Source organism: Paraburkholderia sp. MM6662-R1, assembly GCF_050436245.1.
GTDB classification, from domain to species: Bacteria; Pseudomonadota; Gammaproteobacteria; order Burkholderiales; family Burkholderiaceae; genus Paraburkholderia; species Paraburkholderia tuberum.
On the sequence record NZ_JBNDLV010000001.1, the window covers coordinates 2762127 to 2779699 of the forward strand.

The window sequence follows — 17573 nt, forward strand, 5'->3', positions numbered from 1 at the left end:
CCGATGCGCATGCGAGCCGGTCGGCGGCACATCATGGAGTGCCGCAGCGTCAAGTCAGCTTTCCAATCCGGTATCATGCTGCGCTTACCATACGCCCTGGTATCACTGAGAATCCCCGGGAACTGCGTTGCCTGACCACATCTGCTACGAATGTTTCGATGATGAGCACCTCCGCGAGATGGTCCGTCGTGAGGGTGCCATCGACGAATGTCGCGTCTGCGAAGAACAACGCGAAGGCGTCAGCGCCGAGCGGCTAGGTCAAATCCTTGCTCCTGTCATGCGCGATTGTCTCCGCTTGGGCGATTCGGTCCCCGATTTCGGCAATGACGGGCGTTTGTATCATCGTCAGCTCGGCGACTCGCTTTCGCATTGGGTTCAAGAGTTCCTCGGCCAGTATTTCGACTTCGAACGCGAAATCGTGGATGCCATCGTTGCGACCGACAACTGGGACCTACGCGGCGGAGAGGAACCGTTCTGGGATGACATGCAAAACTACGAGCGCGTCGAGTATCACGCGGGCGATTACCACGATAGGTGGAAGGAAACGCTTGCTGATGTGAAGCATCGCCGGCGATTCTTCAGCGAAAAGGCCCGACAGTTTTTCACTGAGCTGTTCGATGGTGTCGAGGACATGTACGTGCCAGGCAAGCGCCGGGCTCCGGTAGTGCGCAGCTTGAGCGCTGGGAAGCGCCTGTTTCGCGCTCGCGTTGTTACAAGCGCCTCGAAACTCCAAGAGATGCTCGATGACCCGCTAAAGCACATCGGTCCGCCTCCACCTGCAGATGCACGAGCGGGGCGAATGAATGCCGAAGGCGTTTCTGTTTTCTATGGCTCACGGAAGGAAAAAACTTGCCTGGCTGAAATGCGTCCCGCCATCGGCAACGACATTGCTTTGATTGAACTGAAAACGACCAGGAAGCTGCGAGTCCTCGATTTTTCCCGGCTCGATGAGGCTCGTTCGAGCAGGAACCTCAGTTGTTTCCAACCTGATTTTCAGGCGGAAAGCGCGCGGCGCCTGTTTCTCCGCCTGCTGCATGCTTTGATTGCGCAGCCGATTACGCCGGGTCGCGAATCGGATTACCTCATCACGCAGACTATGGCCGAGTTCCTATCGCACGTCACGAAGCCATCGTTCGACGGCATCATGTTCCAGTCGGCGCAGCAACGAGGCGGAACGAACGTAGTGTTGTTTCCGAACGCAATGGCTAACCAAGCTGGCGAGCCACAAGACCTTCCGCTTGCACTCACGGACGGTCAAGTGCGCCTCTACACGACCCAGTCGATTGCGTACTATCATGAGCAGAAGCACTTCTATCGAGCCCCCGATTCGGACGAATTCATTCCGATAGGCGAAGTCGACCAGCATCGGCAAATCGACATCGTCGACCCCTTCAAAGGCGAATTCTGATTGCGGCAATGGGCCGCTAAGTGCCGTTCCTAGTGGTCGTAAGTGTGCAAATTTGCTCTGAACCGGGAACATGTTGACCGCGGTATGTTAGTCTCCCCGAACAGATGAGTATCACTCAAAAAGACGCATAATCAAGTATCCGCAAAATGATATACGTGTGAGACGGCGAACTCGCGCGTCGGGGCATGGCCGTGCGCTGAGGCAAACGGGCACAATTTCGGGGCGCTCAAATACGGGTCCCGAACTTGTGGCCTGCGCTCGACTCTCGTGTGAAATCAGTTCCGCGCTATGTTCAGTAATTCATTAACATTTCCTCGCGCCCGAACGTGGAGCCTGCGTGATTCAAAAACTACGGGACACGTTGGCAAACGTGCAGAAGAGCGTTGGGGCTGATTTTTCTGGTATCGGGATTGTCGTTTGTGATGCGGTAGAGGACCTTCCCATCCATCCGCTCAGGACTGTCAGCACAATCCTTGACGCCGGAGACCTGGTCGCTCAGCTAAGTTCTGTCTCGTCGAGGCACAGTACGTTTCATGACGGTTTCCATATTGTGTCGACAGACTGGAAGCTTATAAAGGTCGCACAGTATTTTTCTCCACCGATAGTCGTGAAAGCCGAAATCAACTGGGGCAGGCAGTTTGGCGGGCGTTACCTTGCCGCGCTATTCGGGTCGGCCCTTCCTTCCGTGAAGGCGACCGGGGTTGCCAGTAACGGCTTCGGCCTTGCCATTTTTCAAGATGGCAAAGAGATGTACTTTAAGGGAGTGCAATGATAAGTCTTGTACCATTGAATCGCCTGCTGGTGACCGTTGCGGTCATTTATGCAGCAACAGTCTCCCTTATTAGCGGGGTAATTTGGATATTCTCAAGTGACGCAAGTCCGCTGACTGGTTGGAGAGTCGCCATCGGCGGCGCGACGATACTGAACCTTCTTCTGCTCGGACTGCTGCGCTTCGCCTGGAAACCGATATGGAAAAAAATTCCTATCTTAAACAACGTTCTGTTCCCGAATCTAAGCGGTACCTGGAACATGGAAATTCATTGGAAAAATCCCACGCGAGGACAGCAGGGTGTCGTCAACGCAAGTGCTGTAATCAAGCAGGACTTGATGAGTATCAGCATGGAGGTAATATCAGCTGGCTCAGATTCGGAAACGCTAATCGCGCATCCCAAAAAGGACCCTGTGTCGGGGCGTCCATTGTTGTTCTATGTCTACCGTATTGTTCCCAAGGACAAAAATCTTCATTCGAGCCATGAATATCGCGGCTCTGCTTTGCTGAAGTTTTCGGAGGCCGGGCACGGTGAACTGAGCGGCAACTATTTTACCGACCGACTCACCAAGGGGCACTTCTCACTCACGAGAGCAGGTGCCCAGTAACCAAAGAAGCGTTGCACCTATAAACAATGGCGTCCTTCGCTTCGAATTGACTGCCAATCGGCTCGGTTGGCATGACAGCATCAAGACACTTTCATTGAACAGGTCGCGCAGGCTAGGCGCGCGACATTGGACTGCTACCCGAGCGGGTGGCTACTCGCTGGCGCGTTCAAGACGGAAACGCTCTACTTCGGCGTGGTTCTTCAACACTATTTGTTGGGCTTCGGGTCTTTCTCCCGCGTTGGCATCAAGACCTAACTGTTTCAGCGCATAGAACAAAAGCGCTTGCCGGCAATTTAGGTCTAGCTGGCCTTGCACCATCCCATAGTCCAATTCCACAACGCGCCGCTTGGCCTCGTTGAGGGCCGGATTGGGAACAAGGTTCAGTGTGACGGCGGTATGCCACTCCTCATCTTCCTCGTGCCCGAGACCGGCGGCCTCCTCGCCCTCGACCTTCAGTATCCGTGCAATCACGAAATCCAAGAATCGACTCCTAGTATGGCAATAGGCCCGAACGTGCCATCTAAAGCCGTCGAAGGCTAGCGCATGTGGTGTCATCACACGGCTACTCGGTTCGGTGCGGGACATCGACTGGTAGCTGATACGAAGACCTTTACCCTCGCGAATAGCGCGTAGCAGGGCTGTCAGCACGTCAACGTCGAGCACCCGATGCGGAAGTGGGCTTACTGCTATTGACGGCCACCAGCCGACGAACGTTGCGTCTCTGGGTAGTAGACCGGTAGCAGTGGCCAGCAGCTCGTTGAGGTACCGTGACGGATGGCTGACCGGGTATTGGGGTGAGAAACAATTTGTTTTGACGTAGACCCTCGAACTCCGGTCGTATTCCATATTCTCCGGGCGGAGTTCCTGGTACCTAGCGATGTCCGCCGACGCCTGGGGAACTGAGATGCCGAAGAAGTCGGTAATGTCGCTGCGGTTCAGCCGCTCGTCCCATTGCAACCGAAAGTCGATAAATTCGAGCCGGCGCTCTTGGCCCCAGCGTGAACCGGTCTTCGGCTCGCCCGTCGCGGACGCGATTTTTTGCCCTGTTTGAGTGTTCATGGCAAGAGTGTGCCATAAATAAAATAAGTATACGCGTGTAAAAAATACGCGCATACTTAGTGTACTCATACGAATGTGCGCTAAAGCATGGACGAAGCTGAACAGTCGAAGCCGTTTCACATCCTGGCCCTGTCGGGTGGAGGGTATCGCGGGCTGTACGCGGCGACGGTCTTGCGTTCGTTGGAAGAATCGCTTGGGCGGCCGCTCGCGAAGCATTTCGACCTGATTTGCGGCACCTCCGCTGGCGGCCTGCTCGCGCTAGGGCTCGCAGCAGAGATTCCGGCAGCAGAACTCGAGGCAATGTTCGCGAACGATGGGAAACGAATCTTCGGGGCACGAAGCCTTGTCCGACGAGCGATTGGACAGTGGATAGTGGCGAAACACTCCGCTGACGGCCTTAAGTCAGTGCTCACTGAGCGCCTCGGCTCCACTACCATCGGCGACCTGAAACATCGAGTTCTCGTTCCGGCGGTCAATTACAGCACGGGCAAAGGTCAGTTCTTCAAGACTCCGCATATGCCTGCATTTGAAATGGACTATCGCCGCACATTGGTCGATGTCGGTCTGGCGACTGCGGCGGCACCCACCTACTTTCCGCTGCACCGAATCGAGGGCGAAGGGGTGTTCGCAGACGGCGGGCTGGTTGGAAACTCTCCAGGATTCTTCGGGCTGCACGAAGCCACGAAGGTTCTCTGCGTCGGGGAGCAAACGCGGGTGCGCGTGCTGTCAGTGGGGACTATGACGCTCGGTGCGACCCTTCGAGGTTCGGCCGGGCTCGACCGAGGGATATTCCGGTGGGGCTCGAAAGTGTTCGACCTCGTAATCTCTGCCCAGGAAAGTGCGGTCGATTCAATGCTCACGCATGTCCTCGGGGACTGCTACTACCGTATCGACGACCTCGCGACGCCGGACCAGAGCCGCGATGTTTCCTCACTAGATGCAGTCACTGCCGGCGCGACCAACGTGCTTCGAGACAGGGGCGCTCAAGCTGCGCGCCGAACACTCGGGGATACGAAATTTTCCGTTTTTAAATCGCATCTGGCGGCGGCACCGACCTTCTATCACGGGCCTAACAAAAGCGCGGGAGTTGTCTCATGTTGAACTTGAGTTCTCTGTTCCATTCGACAGTCGAAGCTCCCACGTTGCTCGCCAACTTGGACCTTTCGGACAATCGACGCACTTTCATCGCAGAGGCGAAGTCTGCGGTCCGGATGTGTCTGCGGGAAGAACTGCTCAAGGTCTTGCGCGCGCACGGATATACGGGCCCGGCAGTGCGCCCCAGATTTTTCACGCAGGGTTCATGGGCGTACAAGACCATCAATGCGCCCGCCCAGCATCCACAGCAGGCCGATGTTGATGACGGTGCATACCTGCCCCTCAGTTTCGTGTCGCAAAAGGTGAGGCCGAGCGTCGCCAGCAATATCTTTTTCGCGGCAGCCGAACAGGCGTTACTGCCGCTTGTCGGGCAACGTGGCTGGAAGCTTGTCACGGACAAACCGACTTGCATCCGCGTCGAGATAGCTTCTTTTGCGCATGTTGACGTACCGTTGTACGCCATACCTGACGATGAGTTCGAAACACTTCAGAAAACAGCATCGAGCGTCTACGGCTACCTGTCGCTGGATGCTGCGATGGACCGTGCCGAGCGCGATGCGTGGACGGCTTTGCCGCGCGACCACGTGCTTTTGGCTCACCGCGAAGACGACTGGGTCAAGTCCGACCCCCGGCCGGTGAAGACGTGGTTTCTTGACGAGGTGGAACGGCATGGCGAGCAGTACCGGCGGACGGTTCGGTACTTGAAGGGATTTCGCGACTGGCAATGGAGCGCGGGAGGACCTTCTTCCATTCTGCTGATGGCGGCATCAGCCCCGATATTTGAGGCGCGAGACCGGCGCGACGACCTTGCGTTGCTGGACGTGGTCGAAAAGTTGCCCAAGGCGCTTCGTGAAGGCGTCTGCAATCCAATCGATGCCAATGAATCGTTGACAGACCGCCTGGGTGCTGAAGGGGTAGAGGATGCTGCCAAACGGTTCGGGCGTTTGGAGGTCTATCTGCGCGGCGCACTGAACAGCAACAACTCCAGCCAAGCGTGCACGTGGATAGTCGACCAATTCGGCCAGAGATTTCCGAACGCTCCTCTGCGGGTGAAGGTGACAACAGCGGCAGCTACTGTTCTCGCGGCTCCGGCGAGCGCCGCGGCATCGCCGCTGGTGGGACGGAACCAGGCAGGATGAACGCCGACGACACGAGCGGTGCCCGCATATCCCGTTCGCTTGCGACGCGAGGGTTCACCTACAGCGGGAGAAGCCTCGACAGGTGGTATACGTTCGAAGGTGCGCTGCACGTTGACGGCGTGGACTATCCTGTCAGACTCGACGTCGACCCTACCGGTCAGGCGTTGCCGCGGATTTCTCTGATTCCGATTCCCGATTCACTGAAGCCGGTCGCTCCTCACGTCTCGGCATCGGGAAATCTTTGCTACGCTGCGTCCAACTCCATAACCCTCGACGTGTTTGACCTGGGCGGACAGGTTCTTGCCTGCGTTGAGCGGGCGCAGCTTGTCCTCGGGCAGATACTTCGTGGGGAATTGACCGCAGACCTGGAGGAAGAATTTTTTGCGTGCTGGCCAGCGGAAGGCTTTTGCCTTCTCGACTTCGACGAGGGTTCGAATCGACCAGTCCGTGCGGTCGTCCTCAAGAGCGCAGACGGGGCCCGTCCGATGACTGCTGTCACGGACAACTTACCGGCAACTATCGTAAAGCTAAAGGCCTGCGGACTGACAGTCGACGAGAATCGCTCTGTCAGCGTGCGTCGCGTCGTGACGGCTGCGGCACCGCGTGCGATGCAAGACCAATGGCCGCCCCGCACGGTAGCGGATTTGTTGCGATGGCAAGCTGCGCTCGATAGGCGGACCCGCAAAAAGCTCGAGACGATAATTCACGCAGAGGCAAAGACCGGCGCCAACGGTGTACTTTGTGTGGTTGAGTCGCCGAAATTCAAATACGCCTTCGCGGTGGCATTCGACCGAAAAGCGAATAAACAAACTCACAGTGGCTCACCGCTGCAACTGGCGTACCAGAGCGCCCTGCTGCCAATGATGTGCTTCCGGATGGACGATGCATACCTTGCGCAGCGGAATACGCCGGGTCGGCGAACGCTTGCCGGTAAGCGAATCGCGCTGATTGGATGCGGCACCATCGGCGGGTATCTCGCTGAGAGCCTGGTCAAGGCGGGGGCGGGTACCGGTGGCGGCGAACTCGCGCTGGTGGACTTCGACATTCTCCTGCCTCAGAACATCGGCCGTCACCGGCTCGGGATGAATCACCTATTCCACAGCAAGTCAGCTGCGCTCGCAGAGGAACTGGCACGAAGTGCACCCTCGGCCACCTTCCGTCCGTTGCCCGCCGATGCGATGAATGTTGACTTGTCAGCGGTAGATTTCGTGATTGACGCGACAGGCGAGGAAGCTTTGGGGCATCTTCTAGCGCAAAGATTCTCCTGCGAGGCATTTCGTCCCTCGCTTTCCGTATGGATTGAGGGGCCGGGGACGGCAGTGCGGGCGCTGCTGCGGGACTCCCCAGGCGCCGCATGCGTGCGTTGTCTGAAAACGGTCGACCGAACTCCCATCTATCGCGTCGTTGACGGCGAATTGCCGTCGATGTTCGCGGGTCACGGATGCGAAGGTCTTTACGTCCCATTTCCTGCTACTGCCTCGATGCAAGCAGCCTGTCTGGGTGCGGAGATGGCGGTCGACTGGATAAACGGAGACGTCACTCCCCGGCTTCGAACCCGCGTGCTTGACACTGGCCTTCGGCCTGGTACTGACGATGTTGATGCGCAGCGACAAGCCTCCTGCCCCGCATGCAGCACGTAGATTCTTGGGCGACGCCTGACCGGCGGGTGATGGTGTTATTTTCTGAAGCCGTCATCGCGACCTTTAGCGCTCATCGCCAACTCCTCCCTGGGCAAACGGAAGCGGGTGGCGTATTGCTCGGCAGGCGCCGGGGCAAACATTTCGAAGTTGTTCATGCGACGCAGCCTCTGCGGACGGATAAGCGCACTCGCACATCGTTTGTCCGAGAAAGCTTAGGACATCAGGAACGGGCGATAGAGTTGTGGAAGGCGTCGCATCGGGAGGTAGGATATTTGGGTGAGTGGCATTCGCATCCTGAGACATGCCCGTCGCCGTCCGGCGTAGATGTCAAGCAGTGGCAGCAGCACTCGCGGGAGACATCGGACGAGTCGCCTCTGCTCGCAGTCATCACCGGAACAGAGCAACTCTACGTCGCCCTATTGAGACACGGAAATGTGCATGTCCCTTTGGATTGCTTGCTGGCGGATGGCGCACCGGAAAACGCTGATGCGTGAATTTGCGGCCGACGCGAGACACCTAAACGTCGTATCAAAGCGTCTTTTTCATGCAGACGGCGCTTGCCGGGCACATCAGCACAAACTGTGAACTCTCCTGTACTGCTTCAGGTGCGGTGCACCGTCCGACATCCTCGAATCCCTTTGGTCGGAAGAAGCCAACCGTCGTCATCGTGAGCAGCCACAACTCCGAAACGGCTGACACACGCGCCATCAGTTCGGCGTGGGACAGCAGCCTGGCTCCCAGTCCGTTGCGGCGTGCAGTCTGCGTAACTGCCAACGACCGTAGCAGCGCCTTGGCGCCAAACCGCTCAAGCCCCACACTGCCAACAATCCTGCCGCTGGCGTCTTCCGCCACCAAGAAGTCGACGAGCAAGGCTGCATCCACGTCGTCGACCGGTAGTTCGTTTTCGGCCAGCAATGCTTTGATGACATCGAGGTCATCACTTCGCGCGGCACGTATCTTCATGCTGAATGTATTAGTGTTGGACCTGGAGGGAGGAAATATCAGGCTACGCTGGTCGCAGCGTGGCGGCTAACCCGGACAGCGACAAAGAAGGCGATTGCTGACAGTATCGAAACGAGAAACACCGTCCATTCAACAGCTACATAGCCGTGCGTGAAGCTCCAGATGCTGGCCGCGGCAATCGGTGCAATTCCCTTCGCGACGTTTGACGGAAAGGAAAGCATACCGCTAACCGCGCCATATCCCTCGGTCCACATCAGGTTCTGGACGATGGTACCGCGGAGGATAGTCATCATGCCATTCGCTGCGCCGTAGATGGCCGCAAATAGCCAGAGCAACGCCGCCGAGTGACCAGCACTTATCAGGATAACAGTCGATAGCGGGAACAGCGTCACGATGATGACGCCTACGGCACTAACATGAACTGTTCGTCCGAAGGTGAACCAGATGGCCCGTGCGGCTACCTGAGCGGGACCTGTGAGCGCCATTGTTGTTACGAGCACGGCGTTGGACACACCGCGCTCTACCATCAGCGGCACCAGATGAAATGTGAGCGCGGCGAACGTCGCGTAGTAAGCCGTGAAGCACACCGCGAGCGCCCAGAAGGTTGGCGAGCGGAGCGCGCGACTGGTGGCTGCGTCGTTGGCCAGCTTGACTGCGCCATTGGTGGGACGAGAGCTCCGGTCGGCGCGCGAGGAGCGGATTGCCAGCACATGGATGGGCAGGCAGACAATCAGGTTCAGCGCCGCAAGCACAACGAGCGACGTCCTCCACCCAACCGAGCCAACCAGGAACTGCGTCAACGGGATGAACACCGTGCTGGCAAACCCGGCAACCAGGGTGATGAGAGTAATCTTGGTCCTGAACGACCGGGGATAGCGATGCGTAACGACGGCGAAGACGGGGTCGTAGAATGTCGCCGCCATCGAAATGCCAAGTCCAATCCACTCGACGAAGAGCACCGTTAGCGATTGCGCATCGGCCCAGAGCAATAACATCGCTGCAGCGATGACCGAACCGACGGTCATGACTCTGCGACCATGTGCATGGTCAATCCAGCGGCCGATTGGATAGGCAGCAAATCCGGAGACCAGTAGCCCGACAGACAACGCGGCGTTCGTGGCAGTCCTGCCCCAGCCCATGGACTGCTCCATCGGCACGACGAGCAAGGAGAACGAGTAATAGACGGAGCCCCATGAAACGAGCTGCGCTAACGCCAGCGCCCACGTGGTGAGCTTCGCCGACGGTTCCGCCACACTATTCGACTTCGTTGTCGTCGCTGTCTGCATCGTGCTCATGGACCATTGCTGCGCTGGCCAGCGCAGCCGCAATTTGGGGCGCCCGTTCTTTTCGTTCGCTATATCGGTCGGTCAGGTATGCGGAACGGTCTCGAACGAGCAGCGTAAACTTGTACAGCTCTTCCATGACGTCCACGACCCTGTCGTAATATGACGACGGCTTCATACGACCATCAGCCTCGAACTCCTGATACGCCTTCGCGACCGACGACTGATTCGGAATTGTCACCATCCGCATCCAGCGTCCCAACACACGGAGCGCATTGACGGCGTTGAATGACTGCGAGCCGCCGCAAACCTGCATGACTGCGAGCGTCCGGCCTTGTGTTGGACGGACGCCACCAAGTTCCAATGGTAGCCAGTCAATCTGGTTTTTGAATACTGCGGTTAGTGTCCCGTGGCGCTCCGGGCTGCACCAAACCTGGCCTTCGGACCACTCCGACAGCTTTCGTAGTTCGACGACCTTCGGGTGGTCTGCTGGGACACTGTCGGCAATGGGCAGTTCATGCGGGTCGAACACTTTCGTCTCCGCGCCGAAGTGCTGCAGAATCCGTTCGGCCTCCAGCGTCAGCAGGCGGCTGTAAGAAGTCGGTCGGAGCGAGCCGTAGAGCAGCAAGATTCGAGGTGCGTGGGTTGAAACTGAGCGAGGCTTCAGCTTCTCGTTGTCAGGCGTCGCGAGCAATGGCAGGGTGACGTTACGAAGGTCTGACGACATCAGCGAATTCTCCTGCCATCAGCGTTGACCACGCGTTCGCCGTCTTCCTTTGTGAATTCGCCTTGCTGCTGACACGGAAGGATTTCGAGAACCACTTCCGACGGCCTGCACAACCGAACGCCGAGCGGCGTGACCACGAACGGCCGGTTGATGAGAATCGGATGTTCGAGCATCGTATCCAGCAGATGGTCATCGGTCATCGACTCGTCTGCAAGACCCAGTTCAGCGAAGGGCGTATCCTTCTCGCGTATGGCTCCGCGAATCGTCAGCCCCGAGGAGGAAATCATGCTTTTAAGCTGTTCGCGCGTCGGAATATGTTCGAGATACTCAATCACTTCCGGCTCTATCCCGGCGTTGCGAATCATCGCGAGCGTGTTGCGCGAAGTGCCGCACTTAGGGTTGTGGTAAATAGTGACGCTCATCTTGTCTTCCTCAGTTTGCAGGTGCTTCATACCAACGCTGCGACCGGTTGACCACGCCGACGACCAGCAGCATCACGGGTACTTCAATCAACACGCCAACGACTGTCGCTAGCGCAGCACCTGACTGGAATCCGAACAGGCTGATGGCGGTCGCAACAGCCAACTCGAAAAAGTTGCTCGCGCCAATCAGACTAGATGGACCGGCCACACAGTGAGCGACACCGAGACGGCGGTTCAACACATATGCCAAGCCGGAATTCAAGAACACCTGGATGAGGATGGGCACTGCCAGCATGGCAATAACCAGCGGCTCTTTGACGATGGCCTGTCCCTGAAATGCGAAGAGCAAAACCAGGGTGCCAAGCAATGCGCAGATTGAATACGGACCGAGGGCCGATACGACGCGCTGAAAGTGAGCCTCGCCCCGGGCAAACAATACTCGGCGCATCAACTGCGCGACGATGACCGGAATGATGATGTACAGGCCGACCGACGTAATCAGCGTGTCCCAAGGCACAGTGATAGCGGACAAACCCAGCAAGAGCGCAACAATGGGCGCGAACGCGACAATCATGATGGCGTCGTTCAGCGCGACTTGGGACAGCGTGAAGTACGGGTCGCCCTTGCAAAGCTGCGACCAGACGAAAACCATTGCGGTGCACGGCGCGGCTGCCAGCAGAATCAGGCCGGCAACGTAGCTGTCGAGTTGCGCTGCCGGCAGGTATGGCGCGAATACGTGGCGCACAAAAATCCAGCCGAGCAATGCCATTGAGAACGGCTTGACGAGCCAGTTCACGAACAGCGTCACTCCGATGCCGCGCCAGTGACCTTTCACCTGCGCCATCGCACCGAAGTCAATCTTGACCAGCATCGGAATAATCATCACCCAGATGAGGACGCCGACCGGGATGTTGACGTGCGCGACTTCCACGCGACCGATGGTTTCAAACGCCGCCGGAAACCACCGACCAAGCAATATGCCACCGACAATGCAGAGTGCCACCCACCCAGTGAGGTAGCGCTCAAAGAAGCCAATAGCTGCGGGGCGGCTAGCCGGGGTTACGTTCTCAGCGCTGCTCATTTGCTTCCTCTGCGGGCCTATCGCCAATCGCGCGCAACTCTTTCTGTATGGCGTTATGGTCGAGCACGTCGAGAGGCAGGTTCACGAACTGGCTCACGCGGTTCAGGATTTGGCGGAACACCTTGTTGAATACCTTGCGCTTCTCTTCATCGCTTCCCTCGAATACGGCCGGGTCCTCGAATCCCCAGTGCGCAGCCATCGGCTTGCCCGGCCAGATGGGACAGACCTCACCCGCTGCCTGGTCGCACACGGTGATGACGAAATCCATTTGCGCAGCATCCGGTGCCGCGAACTCATTCCAGCTTTTGCTGCGCACCTTCGCCGTGTCGTATCCAATGTATTCACAGCGTTCGATGGCAAAAGGGTTGACCTTGCCAGTCGGGTGACTGCCTGCGCTGTAGGCAGCAAAGCGCCCCTTGCCGAGCACGTTGAACAACGCTTCGCCCATGATGCTGCGTGCGCTGTTGCCTGTGCACAGGATAAGAACGTTGTATTGGCGGTCGCTCACGTGCGGCTCCGGAAAGCAATGGTTGAGGTTGCTGGGGCACAACAGGCGGCCGATGCTGCGGGTTCGGGGTCATGCCGCGACTGACCATACCTGGGTGCAGCATCCAGCGTCCGGAACGTTTCCCAGGCGACGCCTTGCGGGTCGACAGTCCAGGACTTGTCCGACTTCGCGTAGCAGCAAGTCGTGGCCGCCTGGTCCAGCGTCGGCAATTCCGCGTTTGCAAAACGGCTGCGCATTTCCGCGAGTTCTTCGTCCGTCTCGACCTGAATGCCGAGGTGGTCGACACCCGGCTTTGCGCCTCGTTGCGAGATGGCGAAGTTGACCTTCGGGTCGGTCAGCTCCCATTTGCAGTAGTCGGTTTTCAAGACAGTCGGCTCAATGCCACCAAACATCGCGGTATAAAACCGCGCGCTGTCCGCGAGGTTTTCAACGGCGACGTGGATATGCATGCGCTTCATGATTTGTCTCCACAACATTGCGGCGATGCCGGCAGCGAGCAGTCGGCGCCAGCACAGCAGTTTTCCGTGAGGAAGCCAATGAGGTCTCCCATCGCGTCGAAGTTGGCCGAATAAAAAATGAAACGACCTTCCTGGCGTGCTTTCACCAGCTCGGCATGCGACAAGTCCTTCAGATGGAAGGACAGGCTGGACGGAGACAGCCCGAGTCGCTGGGCAATCTCGCCTGCCGGGATGCCCTCAGGTCCGGCTACGACAAGCGAACGAAAAATCGCGAGCCGCGATTCGTGAGCAAGCGCGCTCAGGGCGCGCACTACGAGATTTGAGTCCATGCGACAAAGCATAACTGCAATATTTCTACATTTCAAATATTATTGAAATTACGGGCGTTTGTCCGCATGCGTCGGTGTCTACAACGCTATTGTTCCGCCTCTCTAGGGCGGGACAATAGCGTTGCCGTGACTTGCGGGACCGACCGCGAGAGTTGGCGTAGGCGTTCCAGAGCGTTCATCGCGTGCGGCGCGCCGGACGTGTGGCCTTCCGCAATTGTGGCCGGCGTGGTCCTGCGCCAGGCCGGGCGGAATCAGAAAAATTGCCGCGCGCCGAGAAAATGTCGTTGAAGGGCATAGTCGGTAGTGGCCGGCGACGACTCTTGGCAGGGTGGTCAACACTTTATGGGGCCGCTCCGACGCCCCACCTCCTAAATCCGGCCTTAAAATGCACTATACTTGGTGTATCGTTGGCAGATAAACACCATATAAAGTGTTTGACTGCTCATTGGAGACATCCCAGAAGTTTATGATTTCCGGTCTGCGCAAGTTGCGCAACCATCGCACAAACCAGGCAACGCATGAGCAGCTTGATTGAGGCAGCCCGATATGGAGACGAGCCACCGTTCACGGAAGGCCGGCTTCGGTACCGCCCTATCGAACGGGTGTCCAACGCGACAAACCTTGTGTTGCGCGGGCGGGTGCAGATTCAAGTCCGTACCGGCAGCGTTTTCGCAATCGTCAAGCTTCTGAAAGACCGCGGCTTTTCCGTCGAATCGGCATGCGCATGGCTCGCGCGATATTTGGGTCTACCCGCCCCAGAAGCACTTTGGGTGTGGGTCGAGGCCAACCGCGTAACTGATGGGTGGCCATATCCGGGGACCTCCCGACTATGCTTCGGTACGGAGCACATTCCTAACGCGTTACCGATGAATCTGGACCGGCTGTCTGATGACTATCTGGCCGCCCACATGAAAATCGACGATGTCCTGCTCGCAAAGATTGCGATGTTCGACGCTTTCATCGGCAACGATGACCGGCACGACGGGAACATTTTGTGGTCACCAGCGAAGGGTGTTTTCCTGATTGACCACGAAAAGGCTATGGGCGGCGAGCACATGAACCTGTTCTCGACGATTCCGCGTCCCGGACCCAACGAATTATTGCGCCGTCTGTGCGCGTTGCCTCAGGCAAGGCGATTGGCCCTCCGCAATACGGTCCACTCCTTTTGCGCCGATTGCGTCAACGCAGTCGAGCGCATTCCAATCGAGCAGTTAGCGTCAACCGCGCAGCTTGCAGACGGAATCGACCGCTATTTGAAGCAAAGCGCCGACCGCCTCAGTGAAGTTGTATCTAAGGCTCTTGGACTTCCCGAGCTGTTCAACATCAAGCGTCCCGACGTTGGCACCTCCCCGCTATGAAGAACTTCGAACAATTGTCGCTACTATCGACAGACGAGATGTGCACGGGATGCGCGCGTCTTGCGTATCTACACATGGAACCTTCCGGTGAAAATATCGCCATTGCCGTTCTTGGGGAACATGCAAATGGCGAGCCCTTCGCTCGCGTCGTTACTCCCAAAGTATTGAGATGCTTGCCCCAGGACCTCGGGGTCGCCGTTCACTCATTTGCCACGCTTATCGTTGCCGACTATCTTGATTGGGCCGCAAGACGAGGTGGCACTGAGGGCTGGGAAAGTCCGCTAGGGGGCATCGAGACGGGAAAGAAGTTTATTGTTGACGCGGAAAGTCGTGAGGCCGTCGTCTATGCCGCGCTTGAGAGGTGCTCGTTGTTCCATCGCCCCTCGATTCCGAAGAATGCCGTGAAGGAAGAGGCGGACCGACCTCCGCGCCCTGCATTTGAGAGCAGATTTGCTCAATCGGTGAAGAGAGATGTCTTGCTGCAAAAACCATCGCTTGAGCCAGGGTTCAACCGCACGTTCAGCCTGACGAATTCTTCAACTGGCTTTGCCATTGACTATATCGGGCACTCGTATGCAACCTGCTATGCAGCCATCGACCCTAGAAGTAAGGGGGCCGTACGTTTGCGCACGTCGTCTGCAGCTCTTTGGCGATTGGCACGAGCACGCGATAGCTTTAACTTTGGATTTTTCACTCCGGATAGATTTGAGCTGACGGCTTGGGTCCCTTCTCCTGATTTACCAATCTACTCGGAGCAGGATTATGACCTTGTCTCTGACATGGTGAACGAGTTGAAACTACAAGCGTCGAAGGAGGAACTCGGTGTCTTCCCAACCCATGACGCTCGCTCTGCCTCGAAGCGATTGCTCGGACACGAAGCTTTGTCAGTTGTGACGTAGCCCACATCCGACATGTAGCTTTGCTGGAACTGAAGCACCGCTGCAGTCGAAATGAAACGAAGTTAGAGCCTCTACTTCGAGTATTGGAGCTGGTCATTTAGATGGCCACGCGACGGGTGACGGTCTGAAATCGCGAGCGAGCGCGGCATGATGCTGCGCTCGTTCTTTAACGAAGGCCGAATCGGCGCATGCGAGGTTCGAGGTTCTGCCTTACCATGGTTTTCTGGGCGTGCTGGCGGCGCTTGACACGGTACGGGAGGCGAACATGGCACTGCTCTCTTTGGTCTGGAGGAACCCTCCAATCATAGTGTTGCCTCTAATCGGCCTGCTCCTCAGCGTCTGGCTGCGACGTGTACAAGCTCGCTATGTCAACGAGGGTCGTCTGCTGCCGAATTGGATGCGGAAAGCAACCCGAGGCTTCGATGTTGACGGGCTCAACGTCGCCGAGAAAAGTCCGCAGTCAACTATGGGTCCCGGAACAATAGTCCGGACGGATGACATGGGAGAGCTTACAGCGGAGTCGCAACTACGGGCGGACGGTCAGACTTCAGTGCCACCCTCGGTCAGGGAGGCGCTCGCTGCACAGCCAGGTACGATTCTCGTTTGGAACATCACGAGAGAGGGAAGCGTCTGCGTACGCGCGAAAGCAGAACGGCATGACCGTGCGGTGTGACGGCGAGGCATGGGCGCTCCATTCCGGCCAGGAGCTGAAGATGATTGACGCTACTTTAACGATGGCTGGAATCGACACCCAGCGCCTTAGCAGTAGGGTACTTGTCGAGCCGCGCGAACCGAGCCAAATATTGGTGGGGAGTTGTACGGAGGACCTGCAGAGGTCAACAGATGCAAACTGAAAAATATCGTGGATATACGCTCTGGGGCCATGCAATCCTGGACCAGGAAAACATCCTGCAACGGGAACGATTCGCAGGAAGCGGCACAATCATGCGCGACACCAAAGTCGTAGAGGTGTCTGGGGTGCTTGGCTCTTTCGATACTGACGAAGAGGCAGAATCAGCAGGCCTTTCGTGGTGTCGCGCGTGGGTCGATAGCCATGGCTAGTGCGAAACAGGACGGATGTACTTCTCTTTCCCCACTCGCACTCGCTCAGATTTCGGGGAAGATGCTCCGAGCGGGTTGAAGTGTTTGTCTCTCGCGACTCTCAAGTCGGTGCTGGGCGTCTCGCGACAAGTGGTGGACGAATCGATGTGAACCGAAGAAGCAGTACGTTTTCTGAACGTCTCGCATGCGTACGCAACTTCGTTTGTCCACGCCGCTGTGCGTGAGCATCACAAATTGCGACGCCGAGAAAGCCACCAAACCAGGCAGTGTCTCGTGACGTGTCGCAATAAGCCGGCATTTACAGTGACCACAAAAGAGGCGAACTGCCGGAGAGCGGAAAACACGAGCCTCGACACGGGCGGTGTTGCGCTTACGGGACTCTCATGCCTGTACAGAGGGCAGCCAGGGAGTGCGCTGCACGGCGGTGACTTCCGAACAGCTTGACGCTTCCTTAAGGGGGCGCCGGCTTGATAGCAGAAACGCCGCTCGTGCGCACAGCCCTTCGTCCTGGTTGCCATAAGCGCTACCCTCGGGGATATTCAGAGCCGTACAACAACAGCACCGAGAGGATTCATCGGAACCGCTGTCTCGAGCCAATCTTAGGGGCTCCTCGCTCACGCATAGGGTTACACAGATTAAAGATTATAAGATTACCGGAGTGCTCGACCGAGAAAACGTCTTGCCTGCAGCACGGTTTTCGGAAGTGGATACCCATTTTCCGTGTGTGAAGGCCAAGCAAAACGTGGGTGGAGGACAAGTTGCGCG

General features: G+C 57.4%; 19 protein-coding genes. 10 read left to right on the plus strand and 9 right to left on the minus strand.

The genetic code is table 11. The annotated features are described in order from the left end of the window. Window positions 1-127 precede the first annotated feature (127 nt). The 3 genes from OKW39_RS12980 (at window position 128) to OKW39_RS12990 (ending at window position 2785) form a co-directional block, all read left to right on the plus strand. A complete protein-coding gene (locus OKW39_RS12980) occupies window positions 128-1408 on the plus strand; it encodes an RES family NAD+ phosphorylase (protein ID WP_429562820.1) in 1281 nt (426 codons plus the stop codon). Between the two features lie 337 nt (window positions 1409-1745). Continuing rightward, complete coding sequence (locus OKW39_RS12985) at window positions 1746-2180, plus strand: hypothetical protein (protein WP_429562821.1); 435 nt, start codon at window positions 1746-1748, stop codon at window positions 2178-2180. Then, entirely contained in the window at window positions 2177-2785 is a 609-nt protein-coding gene (locus tag OKW39_RS12990; RefSeq protein ID WP_429562822.1) for a hypothetical protein, read from the plus strand. The genes OKW39_RS12985 and OKW39_RS12990 overlap by 4 nt, the downstream gene beginning before the upstream one ends. A 150-nt stretch (window positions 2786-2935) precedes the next feature. Here the strand turns inward: OKW39_RS12990 and OKW39_RS12995 are convergent, their stop codons facing one another. After that, window positions 2936-3844 (minus strand): helix-turn-helix transcriptional regulator, encoded by a 909-nt coding sequence (locus OKW39_RS12995; RefSeq protein ID WP_429562823.1) that lies wholly within the window; start codon window positions 3842-3844, stop codon window positions 2936-2938. Window positions 3845-3931: 87 nt separating this feature from the next. Between OKW39_RS12995 and OKW39_RS13000 the strand changes: the two genes are divergently transcribed. The 4 genes from OKW39_RS13000 to OKW39_RS13015 all read left to right on the plus strand — a co-directional run bounded on the left by OKW39_RS13000 (window position 3932) and on the right by OKW39_RS13015 (window position 8212). Continuing rightward, complete coding sequence (locus OKW39_RS13000) at window positions 3932-4945, plus strand: CBASS cGAMP-activated phospholipase (RefSeq protein ID WP_429562824.1); 1014 nt, start codon at window positions 3932-3934, stop codon at window positions 4943-4945. Further along, on the plus strand, window positions 4939-6078 hold the full coding sequence (locus OKW39_RS13005; RefSeq protein ID WP_429562825.1) for a CBASS cGAMP synthase: 1140 nt from the start codon (window positions 4939-4941) through the stop codon (window positions 6076-6078). Before OKW39_RS13000 ends, OKW39_RS13005 begins: the two co-directional genes overlap by 7 nt. Then, window positions 6075-7718 carry a ThiF family adenylyltransferase gene (locus OKW39_RS13010; protein ID WP_429562826.1) on the plus strand — a complete coding sequence of 548 codons (1644 nt, stop codon included), beginning with the start codon at window positions 6075-6077 and terminating at the stop codon, window positions 7716-7718. The genes OKW39_RS13005 and OKW39_RS13010 overlap by 4 nt, the downstream gene beginning before the upstream one ends. A 113-nt stretch (window positions 7719-7831) precedes the next feature. Beyond that, window positions 7832-8212 carry a Mov34/MPN/PAD-1 family protein gene (locus OKW39_RS13015; protein ID WP_429563492.1) on the plus strand — a complete coding sequence of 127 codons (381 nt, stop codon included), beginning with the start codon at window positions 7832-7834 and terminating at the stop codon, window positions 8210-8212. 34 nt (window positions 8213-8246) lie between these two features. Here OKW39_RS13015 and arsN2 read toward each other — a convergent pair whose 3' ends face one another. Genes arsN2 through OKW39_RS13055 form a run of 8 tightly spaced genes read right to left on the minus strand, consistent with a single transcriptional unit; the run spans window position 8247 to window position 13489 of the window. Next, window positions 8247-8681, minus strand: coding sequence for an arsenic resistance N-acetyltransferase ArsN2 (gene arsN2 / locus OKW39_RS13020; protein ID WP_429562827.1), 435 nt, complete (start codon window positions 8679-8681; stop codon window positions 8247-8249). 38 nt (window positions 8682-8719) lie between these two features. Then, window positions 8720-9967, minus strand: a complete 1248-nt coding sequence (locus tag OKW39_RS13025) for an MFS transporter (RefSeq protein WP_429563493.1) — start codon at window positions 9965-9967, stop codon at window positions 8720-8722. Then, window positions 9936-10691, minus strand: coding sequence for an arsenical resistance protein ArsH (gene arsH, locus OKW39_RS13030; protein ID WP_429562828.1), 756 nt, complete (start codon window positions 10689-10691; stop codon window positions 9936-9938). The genes OKW39_RS13025 and arsH overlap by 32 nt, the downstream gene beginning before the upstream one ends. Further along, the gene (gene arsC, locus OKW39_RS13035; RefSeq protein ID WP_429563494.1) at window positions 10691-11113 is read right to left on the minus strand and encodes an arsenate reductase (glutaredoxin); all 423 of its coding nucleotides are present in this window, start codon (window positions 11111-11113) and stop codon (window positions 10691-10693) included. Before arsC ends, arsH begins: the two co-directional genes overlap by 1 nt. Before the next feature lie 10 nt (window positions 11114-11123). Next, a complete protein-coding gene (arsB, locus tag OKW39_RS13040) occupies window positions 11124-12194 on the minus strand; it encodes an ACR3 family arsenite efflux transporter (protein WP_429562829.1) in 1071 nt (356 codons plus the stop codon). Beyond that, a complete protein-coding gene (locus OKW39_RS13045) occupies window positions 12181-12702 on the minus strand; it encodes an arsenate reductase ArsC (protein ID WP_429562830.1) in 522 nt (173 codons plus the stop codon). The genes arsB and OKW39_RS13045 overlap by 14 nt, the downstream gene beginning before the upstream one ends. Next, entirely contained in the window at window positions 12699-13160 is a 462-nt protein-coding gene (locus OKW39_RS13050; RefSeq protein ID WP_429562831.1) for an ArsI/CadI family heavy metal resistance metalloenzyme, read from the minus strand. The genes OKW39_RS13045 and OKW39_RS13050 overlap by 4 nt, the downstream gene beginning before the upstream one ends. Continuing rightward, a complete protein-coding gene (locus OKW39_RS13055; RefSeq protein WP_429562832.1) occupies window positions 13157-13489 on the minus strand; it encodes an ArsR/SmtB family transcription factor in 333 nt (110 codons plus the stop codon). Before OKW39_RS13055 ends, OKW39_RS13050 begins: the two co-directional genes overlap by 4 nt. 518 nt (window positions 13490-14007) lie before the next feature. On the opposite strand from OKW39_RS13055, the gene OKW39_RS13060 reads away from it, so the two are divergent. The 3 genes from OKW39_RS13060 to OKW39_RS13070 all read left to right on the plus strand — a co-directional run bounded on the left by OKW39_RS13060 (window position 14008) and on the right by OKW39_RS13070 (window position 16808). After that, window positions 14008-14847 carry a HipA family kinase gene (locus tag OKW39_RS13060; protein ID WP_429562833.1) on the plus strand — a complete coding sequence of 280 codons (840 nt, stop codon included), beginning with the start codon at window positions 14008-14010 and terminating at the stop codon, window positions 14845-14847. Continuing rightward, a complete protein-coding gene (locus tag OKW39_RS13065; protein WP_429562834.1) occupies window positions 14844-15746 on the plus strand; it encodes a hypothetical protein in 903 nt (300 codons plus the stop codon). The genes OKW39_RS13060 and OKW39_RS13065 overlap by 4 nt, the downstream gene beginning before the upstream one ends. Before the next feature lie 843 nt (window positions 15747-16589). Continuing rightward, a complete protein-coding gene (locus tag OKW39_RS13070; RefSeq protein WP_429562835.1) occupies window positions 16590-16808 on the plus strand; it encodes a hypothetical protein in 219 nt (72 codons plus the stop codon). Window positions 16809-17573 lie beyond the last annotated feature (765 nt).